Annotated in this window: 11 protein-coding genes and 4 tRNA genes; all 15 read right to left on the reverse strand. The window is 45.5% G+C overall.

Annotated features, from left to right (window positions below; translation table 11 throughout):
- Positions 1–47: 47 nt before the first annotated feature.
- Positions 48–527: a 23S rRNA (pseudouridine(1915)-N(3))-methyltransferase RlmH gene (rlmH, locus tag M1K46_RS05075; RefSeq protein WP_053356342.1), complete on the reverse strand. Its 480-nt coding sequence runs from the start codon at positions 525–527 to the stop codon at positions 48–50.
- 81 nt (positions 528–608) lie between these two features.
- Entirely contained in the window at positions 609–773 is a 165-nt protein-coding gene (locus tag M1K46_RS05080; protein WP_082316078.1) for a CxxH/CxxC protein, read from the reverse strand.
- A gap of 291 nt (positions 774–1,064) precedes the next feature.
- Positions 1,065–2,273 (reverse strand): S1C family serine protease, encoded by a 1,209-nt coding sequence (locus M1K46_RS05085; RefSeq protein WP_091010049.1) that lies wholly within the window; start codon positions 2,271–2,273, stop codon positions 1,065–1,067.
- A gap of 161 nt (positions 2,274–2,434) precedes the next feature.
- Complete coding sequence (locus M1K46_RS05090) at positions 2,435–3,232, reverse strand: MBL fold metallo-hydrolase (RefSeq protein WP_053356340.1); 798 nt, start codon at positions 3,230–3,232, stop codon at positions 2,435–2,437.
- 13 nt (positions 3,233–3,245) lie between these two features.
- Positions 3,246–4,046 (reverse strand): two-component system regulatory protein YycI, encoded by an 801-nt coding sequence (locus M1K46_RS05095; RefSeq protein WP_053356339.1) that lies wholly within the window; start codon positions 4,044–4,046, stop codon positions 3,246–3,248.
- Entirely contained in the window at positions 4,046–5,440 is a 1,395-nt protein-coding gene (locus M1K46_RS05100; RefSeq protein ID WP_256225194.1) for a YycH family regulatory protein, read from the reverse strand. The genes M1K46_RS05095 and M1K46_RS05100 overlap by 1 nt, the downstream gene beginning before the upstream one ends.
- A 3-nt stretch (positions 5,441–5,443) precedes the next feature.
- The gene (gene walK / locus M1K46_RS05105; protein WP_256225195.1) at positions 5,444–7,288 is read right to left on the reverse strand and encodes a cell wall metabolism sensor histidine kinase WalK; all 1,845 of its coding nucleotides are present in this window, start codon (positions 7,286–7,288) and stop codon (positions 5,444–5,446) included.
- 4 nt (positions 7,289–7,292) lie between these two features.
- On the reverse strand, positions 7,293–7,997 hold the full coding sequence (gene yycF / locus M1K46_RS05110) for a response regulator YycF (RefSeq protein WP_053356336.1): 705 nt from the start codon (positions 7,995–7,997) through the stop codon (positions 7,293–7,295).
- A 251-nt stretch (positions 7,998–8,248) separates the two neighbouring features.
- Complete coding sequence (locus M1K46_RS05115; protein ID WP_256225196.1) at positions 8,249–8,830, reverse strand: glycerol-3-phosphate acyltransferase; 582 nt, start codon at positions 8,828–8,830, stop codon at positions 8,249–8,251.
- Positions 8,831–8,990: 160 nt separating this feature from the next.
- Positions 8,991–9,066 (reverse strand) — tRNA-Phe (locus tag M1K46_RS05120).
- A gap of 161 nt (positions 9,067–9,227) precedes the next feature.
- A tRNA-Asp gene (locus M1K46_RS05125) sits at positions 9,228–9,303 on the reverse strand.
- Between the two features lie 18 nt (positions 9,304–9,321).
- Positions 9,322–9,396 (reverse strand) — tRNA-Glu (locus M1K46_RS05130).
- A gap of 16 nt (positions 9,397–9,412) precedes the next feature.
- Positions 9,413–9,488, reverse strand: a tRNA-Lys gene (locus M1K46_RS05135).
- 355 nt (positions 9,489–9,843) lie between these two features.
- Positions 9,844–11,130, reverse strand: a complete 1,287-nt coding sequence (locus M1K46_RS05140; protein WP_256225197.1) for an adenylosuccinate synthase — start codon at positions 11,128–11,130, stop codon at positions 9,844–9,846.
- A 343-nt stretch (positions 11,131–11,473) separates the two neighbouring features.
- The gene (dnaB, locus tag M1K46_RS05145; protein WP_053356333.1) at positions 11,474–12,838 is read right to left on the reverse strand and encodes a replicative DNA helicase; all 1,365 of its coding nucleotides are present in this window, start codon (positions 12,836–12,838) and stop codon (positions 11,474–11,476) included.
- Positions 12,839–12,921 lie beyond the last annotated feature (83 nt).

The following is a 12,921-nucleotide window of genomic DNA, read 5'->3' on the forward strand; positions in this document are numbered from 1 at the left end:
TATTGACTATATGCTAACCTAAAAAAAATCATCGAACAATTGCAAAATTACTTATGATACGGTTCCCCCCGATTAATCCTAAACGCCCTATAAATCTGCTCCACCAGCACCAACTTCATCAGCTGATGCGGATACGTAATCCTTCCGAACGAAATCTTCTCATTCGCCCGTTTCATGACTTCATCACTAAGCCCCAGTGACCCTCCGATAACAAATGCCACTTTGCTTTTCCCGTAGGTCGCCAGCTGGTCCAAGTTTTTGGCTAAATCTTCTGAAGAGATCAGCTTTCCCTCAATCGCCATGGCAACAACATGAGCATCCTGTGGGATTTTCGCCAGGATTCGCTCCCCTTCTGCCTTTTTCACAATCTGCATCTCCTGATCACTCAAGGTTTCAGGCGCTTTTTCGTCCGCTACCTCGATAATTTCTATTTTGGCATATGGCCCGAGCCGCTTTACGTATTCATCAATTCCCATTTTTAAATACTTTTCTTTCAGTTTGCCAACGGTTACTACTAAGATATTCATAGGGGAAAACTCCTTTTATAAACAACTTATCCACAAAAGTTATCCACATATACACAAAATCTATCCACATTTAGTATAGGATCACTCGTTCGATACTTTATATATGGCCTTTTTTTCGCAATACGTACACGTTGTTGATAACTTTTCTGATTCTGTTAATAACTCCAGATTCGGATAGATTTCCAATTCATCAACGATCTCATCGATCCCGATATCCACATGTTCATCGCAGCAAAATTTTTTCAACAGTCATTCTCCTTTATTTATCCACATAATGATCTCTTCGTATTTTAACACAAATCTGTGTCTCACTATTCTGCTTCGGGGTAAATCAATAGACCGTTACTTGCGATCCAATGGGTTTTACTTGCGAAATAGCTTTAATTACTTGCGGTTCGACAAACATTACTTGCGAAAATGTCCTCGTTACTTGCGGTTCGACACGATTTACCTGGCAATTCGCATCATTTTCATCATCTCAAACTCCTGCCGCTCAAATAAACACAAAAAAATCAGGAGATTTCTCTCCTGATTCCCTTATGAAGACTTCTGAAGACCCAGTTTAATGGTCGTGGTTTTCTTTTTGCCTTTGCTGTAGTACGTAATTTTCATCTTATCGTCTACTTCTTTTTTCGTATACAGGTATTTGCGAAGCTCAAGTGGAGAGCCGATCTTCTTGTCATCGAGTGCGACAATAACATCCATCTCTTTGATCCCTGCCCGGTCAGCTGGTGATAATGGATCAACATCCATAACCACGACACCTGATTTAACACTTGGCGGCAGCTTTAACGTCGTTTGACGGTGATAGCTGCTGACTTGTGATAATGGGATAGGGCCAACACCCAGGAATGGGCGTTTAACTTCGCCGTAACGCTCAAGGTCAGCGATAATCGGCTTAGCTGTATCAGAAGGGATGGCGAATCCAATTCCTTCTACTTCCTGCTGTGCAATTTTACTGGAGTTAATGCCGATAACCTGGCCGCCGATATTCAGAAGGGCGCCTCCGCTGTTACCAGGGTTGATCGCCGCATCCGTTTGGATGACTTCGGCTTGCCAGTCCGGATTGCCGTCTTCATCGCTGTCAACTGGCATTGTTCGGTCAGCACTGGAGACAACCCCCTCTGTTACAGAGCCTGGAAATGTTCCGAGCGGATTACCGATCGCTATGGCCGGTTCACCCGGTTTCAGTGAACTGGATGACCCAAATTGAGCCACTTTTTTCACCTTGCTGCCGTCGATTTCAACTACCGCCAGGTCCATCAGCGGGTCCGTACCGCGCAGTGTGCCCTTCAGCTTCGTGCCGTTACTTAGTGTAATCTCAAGGCGGCTGGCACCTTTTACGACGTGATTGTTCGTCACGATATAGGCTTTTCCGCCTTCTTTTTTATAGATCACACCTGATCCTGAACCGGCAGCCTGCTGGCCTTGGTTCCAGAATTCACCTTGCTGGATGTTCAGCACTTCGACAACTGCATCCCGTGCCTTACTGACAGCATCAGTGACGTTGGTCGTAACGTTCACATTCACGTTTTTATTGATCCCGTTTTGCTCATTAACGCCGGCATTATCTTCATTGCTTGAATAGTTATCAGGCAGAAGCCCCATGCCTCCAAGGGCAGGAATTGAAAATAATATGAGCAGGCCGCCTAATATAGCGCCTACAAGAGCGGCCAGCAAAAATCCGCCTCGGTTACCTTTTTGCTTTCTTGGACTAGATTCATAATCGTCATCATAATAGCCCATTCCCTGCTTCACCGTTCCTTTCAACAATAAAATGAATGCTGTAATGATTTTTTATTTATTATAAAAAATCAAATCCCTAACTTAAAAAATATGGGTTATTTTTCACACTTTTCCACATTTATTGTTATTTCCTTAAACGGTGTCCCTTAAACAGAGAGCAGTTAAACAAGCACCAAGTCAGTCGGCTGGGCTGCATCCGTATGATAAAGCTGCAGATCTTCACCGATGACGAACCCTTTGTTTTCAAGTGTCTGTTTTACAGCAAGGTGAGCAATATCTTTCATATTGTTGTCTTTACTCAGATGGGCGAGGTAGATTCGTTTCGTCTGGTCGCCAATCAGATCTGCAAGAGCAAACCCGCAGTCTTCATTGGAAATATGGCCGTGATCGCCAAGGATCCTTCGTTTGATGTTCCAAGGATAGCGCCCCATCATAAGCATGTTGATATCATGGTTCGATTCGATCACAAACGCATCGCTGTGCTTTGTGATTCCTTTCATCCGGTCACTGACATAGCCGGTATCCGTCATAAGCGTCAGCTTTTTTCCTTCATGATGGAACACATAAAACATCGGCTCGGCCGCATCATGGGAAACACCGAAGGACTCAACCTCCAGATCACCGAATGTGCGGACCGTTTCCATTTCGAAATCAAATTTCTGTTCCGTATCCACTTCACCGATCAGTCCGTTCATCGCTTTCCATGTTTTTGCGTTGGCATAGACCGGCAGTTTATACTTTCGTGCCAAAACGCCGAGTCCTTTTATATGATCGCTATGTTCATGGGTTACGAGAATTCCGTCCAGCTGATCCAGTTCACAGCAGCTTGCTTTTTCAAATAAGAGTTTCATCTGCTTTGCGCTAAGGCCGGCATCAACAAGCAGGCGCGCATTCCCCGTTTCCACGTAAATCGCGTTTCCGGTACTGCCGCTTGCCAGCACGCTGAATTGCAAACTCATTGTTCAATCCTCTCTATTGTTCTCTGTCAATCTCCTGAATGGAACTGTCTGTTGCGTTCACGAGAAAATGCGCATCCTCCGTTTCAATTGACCACGTTGGCGCATATACCTGCACATCCTCCACATTTGCCAGACTATAATAACCGAGAACAATCTTATTAATTTTGTCACCGCTTGAAAGATGCTGGGTATTAAACAAGCTACCTAATGCTTTCATAGGTGAAATAATTTCCTGCGGCGTACCCTGTCTGTACACAGAAATAAAAGTTTGTGTATAGCGGGTGAGATAGCCTTTTTCATTCCATTCGAACATCACCATTCCGCTCGGGCGGTTCGTATCATCATTCGTATCAAAGAAAAGTGGTTGTCCTTGATAGATTTGTGTAAACCAAATCTTATGGTTCTTCGTGTCTTTTTTATAGAATCGATATTCATCGCCCCGGTAGACGTCATCTTTCAGAAATTGAGAAACATCTTTGACAAGGTCGTTCTTATCCAGTTCCAGCGGCTTTTTTAAGTTAAAAATGAGCGTCGTATCTGTACTGCTGCTGTCCAGCTTACTCGTTTTTGATTTAATCTCGTTCGCTGAAAAAGGAGCCCGCTGACCGCTAATCAGGGTTTGATGGTCTTTATAGCTCTGCGGAAGACTATCTTTATAATCAATATTGTTGTCCGCCAACCTTTTTTCAAGAGGCTGCTCAGACAGGTACTTGAGATTGCTCTTGTCCATTTTCTGCGAGAGCTGGTACCCGAGAAAGATATTCAGAATCAGGAACGTCAGAATAAAAATCGTCTTAGTTTTTTTCCAATCCATTAGAATTCTCCTCCAGGCCTTTGACTGTCACGGAATAATGGCTGCCAGTCATGGCTTGGTCCATAATTGACAAACCATTTCGGCTGGAGATTGTACACATTTTCCTGTCCTCTTGCATGCGTCATCTCATAGCCGACTGCCAATTTGTTAACAAGGGACATGTCATAATCCTTAAGAGCGGCCTTAACTTCTGCTGCAGACTGAAGCTTCACTTTTTTCGGTTTGAATGAATATTCATTTTCGTCCATGACGAGCTCTACCAAGGAACGCTGATATTCATTCAATTCGTTGTTCGTCCAGCCGAGTTTCATTTCCATATCACTCTTGATCACTGGAATGCCTCTGACAAACAGCAGAAATTCGACTGAACCGCTTGTAGGGTCCAAATTGTAAAAATAATATGGATTTCCCCAGCCCGCATGGTTATTAATAAAATCAACACTGTTGAAGAGCGGGCTTCTCGTCTGCTGGGTCATATCTTCATCAGGGCCTTGTGTGAAATTGGTATATTTAATTCGATTCGTGTTGCGGTTCACGTCCAGTGCGGAGCTTTCATCAGTATAATATTCTCCGGTGTTGCCGCTCTTGACGTTGCCTGGATCACGGAACAGCGCGTTCTTGTAGCGGTCAATCGTATCACTATTAATGGAACGGGAGAGATAACTGTAGGAGTTAAGCTCAAAGCTTTGTTTTGGGAAATAGAAGCGTCTGGAAACTTCTGCCCCTTGGTCAGTATCGCGCTCCACATCATACGGCTCATATTCAAGCACACCGCTTTTCGCGTTATTGATAATGTTCTTCAAAGAATCAAACGGGAAGGTTGTGCTTGCAGTGATCATCTTCCTCTGTGTATAGGAGATGATGTGCGCCTCCACTTCATTTGTATCTTTTTTATAGAAAATGACACGGTCTGCAGATGGGATAGTAAACGTTCCGCCCGAGGATGTCAGGTTGAAGATCTGGCTGTAGATATCCGCTGTCATATCGGTCGGATAGATGACCTCGATGTACTCTTTATTCTTCAGCTTTTCATCAATGTTCGTTGATGGCCGATTTCGGCTTTCATAAAACTTCGTGTTTTCAAGCATCTGGTTTACCCGCTCGATAAAATTATCATTGGCGGGCATTCCCCTGTATGAGTTCTTGTCATAGTAGATGATCTGGCTAGGCCTGATGACATCCGTAATTTTTTTCGTATCTGTCACTTGTGCTTTTTTCAAAGTCCTTGTTTCTTCCAAATTGCTGTAGTTCGGCTTAAGCGTCCACAGACTCCATGTCATAATCAGGCTTAGCATGATCAAAAAGATCAGTAAGACCGACTTAATGACTTCAAAATTCCGATATACAGACTTTGCCACAGATTTAATAATGTTGTAAATTTTGCTCCACGTCATCTTTTACTCCCCCCTTACCTTTTTTAAAGGAAGGGTAAAATGTATAGTTGTTCCTTGGCCCCATTCACTTTCAGCCCAAATATCCCCGCCATGGGCAAGCACGATTTCTTTTGTGATCGCAAGTCCCAGACCTGTACCGCCTAAGTCCCTGGAGCGGGCACGGTCTACACGGAAAAAGCGGTCAAAGATTTTAGAGACATTGTTTTTCGGGATGCCGACACCCTGATCGGCCACGCTGACCTTAATCTTTCTGCCGTGGAGAGAAGCGGAAACGGAAATCGTTCCACCCTCCGGAGAATACTTGATCGCGTTGGAAATAATATTATCCACGACCTGCGTCATCTTGTCGGTATCGATCTGCACCATAATCGAGCGCTCAGGCAAATTCCTTACAAAATGGAGATGCTCATGCTGAAGCATTTCAAAGCGTTCAATAATGTCCTGCAGAAATTGAACAAGGTCCGTTTGAATAAAGTTAAACCGGTAATCCTTGCTGTCCATTTTGGAGAGCTGCAGAAGATCGGTTACGAGGCGGATCATCCGCTCGGTTTCGTTCTGCGTCACTTCCAAAAAGCGGGGTGCGATGTTTTCATCCTGCCATGCTCCTTCAGCAAGCGCCTCCAGGTAGCTTCTCATCGTCGTAAGCGGCGTACGGAGTTCATGGGAAACGTTGAATACGAACTCTCTTCGCTCATTCTCAATCTGCTCCTGCTCTGTCACATCATGCAGAACGGCGATCAATCCGTTTACCGGACCGCCTTCTTTTTGGATCACAGAGAAGTTCGCTCTAAGGACATAATGCACTTTATCTGTACTGAAATCGAGCAGCATGCTCTCATACTCGTTGTACAGCTCGTCCCACGTATACTGGTCATTGAGCCGAAGAAGCTCAAGCAGCGTGTTTCCGAGTGCATGCTGCCGGGAGATGTTCAGCATTTCTTCGGCACGGTCGTTCATTAGTATAATGCATCCGTCCCGGTCGGTGGCAATCACACCATCCGTCATATAAGTGAGGACAGAGCGCAGCTTCCTTCTCTCACTCTCAGTAATGGCGGTCGCTTCCTGCAGCTTTCTCGTCAGATCGTTGAATGTCATCGACAGCTGGCCGATCTCATCATCGCCATAAACCTGCACTTTTCGGGAAAAATCGCCCCTTGCCATAACAAGCGCCTGTTTACGCATATCCGCCATCGGCCTTGTGATCGTCCGGGCAAGAAAAATACCGAGTATCGCTGTTATTCCCAGGGCAATAACCGTACCGGTTGTCAGAATTTTATTAATATCACTGATTTGCTTGTATACACTCTCAATCGAGGATTCGACATAGATCGCTCCAAGAATTTGTTTGTTCTTGTCGACCTGCTTGTCTTTTCCGGCCATGATCGGTTTAGCCCAGACTATAACCCGCTGTTTCGAATCGCGGTCATACATTTCTGTCTGGTCTTCCGTGCCATTGAGGGCCAGTTTAATCTTGCTGTTCGTACTCACCTGGCCGATGAGATTCTGTTTGTCGCTGCCAAGAACAACACCGTCTTTGTTAAGTACCTGTACTTCCTTGATGTTCTGATCCTTCGTTTCGTTTATGAGCTGGGCGATGTCATCTCTCAGCATGCTGTTCTTATCCTCTGTTGCTTCTTTCATCTGCTGGGCATCCAGGATCTTCTGTTCAGCGTTAAACTCGAAGAAATCCAAATTATTCTTCAGCGCACTGTCATAGTTATTGCGAAGATTGGACTCCAGGTTATTAATGAAATACACACTGATAACCTGCATGGCGATTAAAATGAGCAAAACATAGATCAATACAAACTTAACGTGTATTGATCTGAAAAAGCCTACCTTATCCATTTGTCTACTCCTGATCAGGGTTTCGTAAATAGTAGCCCACTCCGCGTCTGGTAATGATCCAGAGAGGATGGCTTGGGTTGTCTTCCACTTTCTCACGGAGACGGCGGACGGTCACATCTACTGTCCTGACGTCGCCAAAATAATCATAGCCCCATACGGTCTGCAGCAAATGCTCGCGCGTCATGACCTGGCCGATATGCTTGGCCAGATAATACAGCAGTTCGAACTCCCGATGGGTCAGTTCAATCGACTCACCGCGTTTCGTTACGAGATAAGCATCTGGATGGATGGTTAAAGAGCCAATCACGATTTCGTTGTTCTCATCAACTTCACGTTCTGTTTCTTGTTGATGGCGGCGCAGATTTGCTTTAACGCGTGCGATCAGTTCCCGTGTACTGAAAGGCTTCGTGACATAATCATCGGCACCAAGCTCAAGGCCAAGGACCTTATCAATCTCTGAGTCTTTGGCTGTAAGCATAATAATCGGGGTATCGTATTTTTTCCGGACCTCACGGCATACTTCCATTCCATCTTTCATTGGAAGCATGATGTCCAAAAGAATCATGTCCGGTTTCTCGTTTTCTATTTTTTCAATTGCCGATACACCGTCATATGCGCACGTTACCTGGAACCCTTCTTTCTCCAGATTGAACTGTAAAATATCCGCAATCGGCCTCTCATCATCTACTACAAGAATCTTTTTGTCCATCCGGTAGTCGCTCCTTTTTGGAAACCGTAATTTCAAGTCTCTTTTATATAAATTGGTTGAATGAAATAGTTTGTCTATCCTTTATTTTACCACAATATCTAAATTCTCCATAACGTCAGTCTTCTCGCTCTGTAAGAAAAGCGGAAGCGACCTGTTTAGGTCCGACAGGCGCTGAATCTGGACATTACATTACTTCTATGTAATCTTCTTTAAATCATAAAAATAATCCTCCTTTTTAAAAAGAGGATCATTCATGTTTTCCCCGTAAAGCGGAGCGCTAAATCATCTTTTTGCACATACACGACAAGCACAGAGATCAACAGGAGCAGAAGGGCAACCCTCAGCATCTGATAAAAGGCATAATGCAGAATCGGAACCGCCAGAAACGCAATGAGCCCCGCTACGGTCAAACTTCTTCTGATGGCAAAAAGGAGGAGGAACAGTACAGCTGCCGCTGCCGCGATTTTCCAATCAAAAACAAGAATTCCGCCAATAAAGGATGCTACTCCTTTGCCGCCATGAAACTTAAGCGCAACAGGCCATAGATGGCCCGCTATGACCATGAAGAAAGCGGCCAGCTGCAGGGTCGGAGGGAGGCCAAAATAGGATTTTGCCAGCTGAACAGCCAGAGCTGCCTTGAGCAGGTCTCCTGCAAGCGTCAGAATAAATCCCCAAGGCCCGATTACGCGGCCGGCATTTCGAGCCCCAATATTTCCTGTTCCCTCAGTTCTGAGATCGACTCCCTTTAACCATTTAGCAACAAGATACCCTGTCATAATGTTTCCGATAAAATAACACGCGATCAAATAGAGAACCAGCTGAATCGTGCCCATATATCTGTCTTCCTTCCAACGGCTATTCTTCCTTTGTTCTTACTATATGGGCACCGCCCGCTATTGGTGTAAAAATCAACGAGTGTATTAAAAAGGCATGCAGAATGGTAGCTGCATGCCTTTTGTCATGATCGATCAGGTATAGTAATTGTAAGTAAAATGGTGGCTCGAGACGGAATCGAACCGCCGACACGAGGATTTTCAGTCCTCTGCTCTACCGACTGAGCTATCGAGCCATGATTTAGTAATTTCTGTCCGTCGGTCCCTGTCTCTTCCTCTGCATGTGAATCTGACGATGGGTATCCGTCGAGACAACTCGCTGCTTAATCACGTTGTGTTGCTCGTGACTGAGCTATCAAGCCAAAATTTAGTAGTTCTGTAAAAATCAAGAAAAAAATGGCGGACCCGACCGGGGTCGAACCGGCGATCTCCTGCGTGACAGGCAGGCATGTTAACCACTACACCACGAGTCCAAAAAATAAAAAATAGAATGGTGACCCGTACGGGATTCGAACCCGTGTTACCGCCGTGAAAGGGCGGTGTCTTAACCGCTTGACCAACGGGCCACTCTATAAGAAAAAATGGTGAGCCATGAAGGACTCGAACCTTCGACCCTCTGATTAAAAGTCAGATGCTCTACCAACTGAGCTAATGGCTCTTACTGTAAAAGTCGTTTTAACACGACAAGAGTTATCATATCATCATTTTCTCTTTTTTGGCAAGCAGTTTTTTAAAAAAATTGTAGAATTAAGTATTTTCTTCGTTTAGAAGGTTAATTCAGTGCGGAAATTCAGTGTCCAATGCCCGCATTCCTCATTTTACTAGCCAAAATCGAATGTTTACTGGCCAAAAACCAAAAATACTAGCCAAAACTCATGATTTACTGGCCATTTTCTCCATTTTACTGGCCAAACCGGGATTATCGTCAACTAGCGGCACCCCATGAACCAGATTTTCCTCAAAACAAAAACCGGCCCCACATACAGGGCCGGTTCACCAATTTTCTAATGATATTAAACAAACACACCGCGGACCATGTTCGTTTGGTTACGGTCAGGTCCTACAGAGAAGATCGCTAGCGGAATACCAGTCAGCTGTGATACGCGTTCTACATAGTGACGAGCGTTTTCCGGAAGATCACTCAACGTTTTAGCTCCAGTGATGTCTTCTGTCCAGCCTGGAAGCTCTTCATAGACAGGCTCACATTCGCCTAGAATTTTAAGGCTTGCAGGGAATTCATTGATGACTTCACCTTTATGCTTGTAAGCGACACAGATTTTCAAAGTCTCAATTCCTGTAAGCACGTCGATGGAGTTCAGGGAAAGGTCGGTCAAACCGCTCACACGGCGTGCATGGCGGACAACCACTGAATCAAACCAGCCGACACGGCGCGGACGCCCTGTTGTCGTACCGTACTCACGGCCGACTTCACGAATTTGGTTCCCGATTTCATCATTCAGCTCGGTAGGGAACGGGCCATCACCGACACGAGTAGTATAGGCTTTGGAAACTCCGACTACGTGATGGATTTTTGATGGTCCTACACCAGAACCGATTGTTACTCCCCCTGCAATCGGATTGGACGATGTAACGAACGGATACGTACCTTGGTCGATATCCAGCATGACGCCTTGTGCACCTTCGAACAGGACACGGCGGCCTTCATCAAGCGCATCATTAAGTACAACGGAAGTATCGCAAACATACTTCGCGATCTGCTGCCCATAGCTGTAATATTCATCAAGGATTTCTTCTTTCGTAAATCCTTCAGATTCGTAGATCTTTTCAAAAAGGCGGTTCTTTTCAGCCAGGTTGCGCTCAAGCTTCTCTTCGAAAACTTCTTTATCCAAAAGGTCTGCGATACGGATACCGATACGCGCGGCCTTATCCATGTATGCAGGTCCGATCCCTTTTTTCGTTGTTCCGATTTTGTTGGCGCCCTTGCTTTCCTCTTCTAAGATATCAAGGCGAAGATGGTAAGGAAGGATGACATGCGCACGGTTTGAAATTCTTAGGTTTTCTGTGTGAACTCCCAGATCGTGCAAATACTTAAGCTCTTCAACAAGCGCCTTCGGATCGATAACCATACCGTTTCCAATGACACAGACTTTATCGCTATAAAAAATTCCGGATGGTATTAAATGCAGTTTGTACTTCTTTCCATTGAACACGATAGTATGTCCAGCATTGTTACCACCCTGATAACGGGCTACTACTTCTGCTTTTTCAGAAAGATAATCGGTAATTTTCCCTTTACCTTCATCTCCCCATTGTGTTCCGACAACGACTACGGATGACATTTCGCCAGCACCTCCAAGTAAACTTAAAACTCTGTTATAAATACACCATTATTTCTAGTAAATTAAAAAACCATGCTTAGTTTATCAATTATCAGGGTGAAAGTCAACAAAACACGAACATTATAAAATATTTACAGTTTTTCCGTTCGTGTTTGTGTGGGTTGAGGAGCGTAAAGGGCTATGCCCTTTACGGCTCCTCAGCGCTGATGACTTGCTTTAGTGGGTCTCTCTCAGCGTCAGTACGACTTGCTTTTGATGTGCTCCTCTTAGCATCAGTATGACTTCTTGCCACTCATAAAAAACAGGCATCCTCATATTTGAGAATGCCTGTTTTTGATCTATTTTATGCGCCGGATGGCATACTGCTTTCGTCATGCCTCCGGTCGAGGTTCACGAATTTGTTGTATTCTTTGACGAAGGCGAGTTCGACGGTGCCGGTTGGGCCGTTACGCTGCTTGGCGATGATGATTTCGATGATGTTTTTGCTTTCTGACTCTTTGTCATAGTAATCATCACGGTATAGGAACGCTACGATATCGGCATCCTGCTCGATACTTCCTGATTCACGGATATCAGACATCATCGGGCGTTTATCCTGGCGGGATTCTACGCCACGGGAAAGCTGGGAGAGCGCGATGACAGGTACCTGAAGTTCACGGGCAAGTGCCTTCAGGGAACGTGAGATTTCAGAAACCTCCTGCTGCCTGTTTTCGCCCGCTCTGCCGTTCCCCTGGATGAGCTGCAAATAGTCAATCAGGATCATGCCAAGGCCTTTTTCCTGTTTGAGACGGCGGCATTTGGAACGGATATCTCCAATTCGTACACCTGGTGTGTCATCGATAAAGATGCCTGCTGCCGAGAGGCTTCCCATCGCCATCGTTAATTTCTGCCAGTCTTCCGGGACAAGGGAACCGGTACGGAGACGCTGTGCATCGATATTTCCTTCCGCACAAAGCATACGCATGACGAGCTGCTCGGCACCCATCTCCAGACTGAAGATCGCCACATTTTCTTCTGTTTTGGTGGCCACGTTCTGCGCGATATTCAGAGCGAAGGCCGTTTTACCTACGGAAGGACGGGCTGCGACGATGATCAGGTCATTTCGCTGAAAACCTGCAGTCATGCGGTCCAAGTCAGCAAATCCGGTCGGGATCCCGGTAATGTCACCTTTACGGTTATGAAGCTGTTCAATATTGTCATAGGCCGCGACAAGCACGTCTTTGATGGAGATAAAGGCTCCCCCGTTTTTACGGTTGGCCACTTCCAGGATCGACTTTTCCGCCTCATTCAGGACAGCTTCTACTTCTTCTTCACGGGCGTAGCCGTTTGCTGCAATTTCCGAGGCTGCACGAATAAGCCTGCGGAGCAGGGATTTTTCTTCGACAATCTTACTGTAGTAATCAATATTGGCCGCGGTCGGTGAACTGTTTGCCAGGTCACTTAAATAGGAGACGCCGCCGATTTCGTCGAGCAGCTTCCGGTCAGCAAGATCGGAGGTGACCGTAATAAGGTCGACGGGCTCCCCTTTCTCTGACAGATCAAGCATCACCTGATAGATACGCTGATGTGAGGCGCGGTAAAAGTCCTCTGGGATCAAAATCTCTGAAGCGGTAACCAATGCTTCGGGCTCCAGAAAAACAGCTCCCAGGACCGCCTGTTCGGCCTCTATATTCTGTGGTGGAATGCGATCAACAAAAAGATCACTCATAATACTTCCTCCTGAAAAGATAACCTGCTGCAATCAGCAGGGAATATCCTGTTTACAGCAGATGAGACCGGTTGAACCCGGTC

Origin of the sequence: Fictibacillus sp. WQ 8-8 (assembly GCF_024494405.1) — a bacterium.
GTDB lineage: Bacteria > Bacillota > Bacilli > Bacillales > Fictibacillaceae > Fictibacillus_C > Fictibacillus_C marinisediminis.

Coding starts and splice junctions, on each gene's coding strand:
- rlmH (WP_053356342.1), bottom strand. CDS start 527: ATGAATATCTTAGTAGTAACCGTTGGCAAACTGAAAGAAAAGTATTTA.
- M1K46_RS05085 (WP_091010049.1), bottom strand. CDS start 2,273: ATGGGCTATTATGATGACGATTATGAATCTAGTCCAAGAAAGCAAAAA.
- M1K46_RS05090 (WP_053356340.1), bottom strand. CDS start 3,232: ATGAGTTTGCAATTCAGCGTGCTGGCAAGCGGCAGTACCGGAAACGCG.
- M1K46_RS05095 (WP_053356339.1), bottom strand. CDS start 4,046: ATGGATTGGAAAAAAACTAAGACGATTTTTATTCTGACGTTCCTGATT.
- M1K46_RS05100 (WP_256225194.1), bottom strand. CDS start 5,440: ATGACGTGGAGCAAAATTTACAACATTATTAAATCTGTGGCAAAGTCT.
- walK (WP_256225195.1), bottom strand. CDS start 7,288: ATGGATAAGGTAGGCTTTTTCAGATCAATACACGTTAAGTTTGTATTG.
- yycF (WP_053356336.1), bottom strand. CDS start 7,997: ATGGACAAAAAGATTCTTGTAGTAGATGATGAGAGGCCGATTGCGGAT.
- M1K46_RS05115 (WP_256225196.1), bottom strand. CDS start 8,830: ATGGGCACGATTCAGCTGGTTCTCTATTTGATCGCGTGTTATTTTATC.
- M1K46_RS05140 (WP_256225197.1), bottom strand. CDS start 11,130: ATGTCATCCGTAGTCGTTGTCGGAACACAATGGGGAGATGAAGGTAAA.
- dnaB (WP_053356333.1), bottom strand. CDS start 12,838: ATGAGTGATCTTTTTGTTGATCGCATTCCACCACAGAATATAGAGGCC.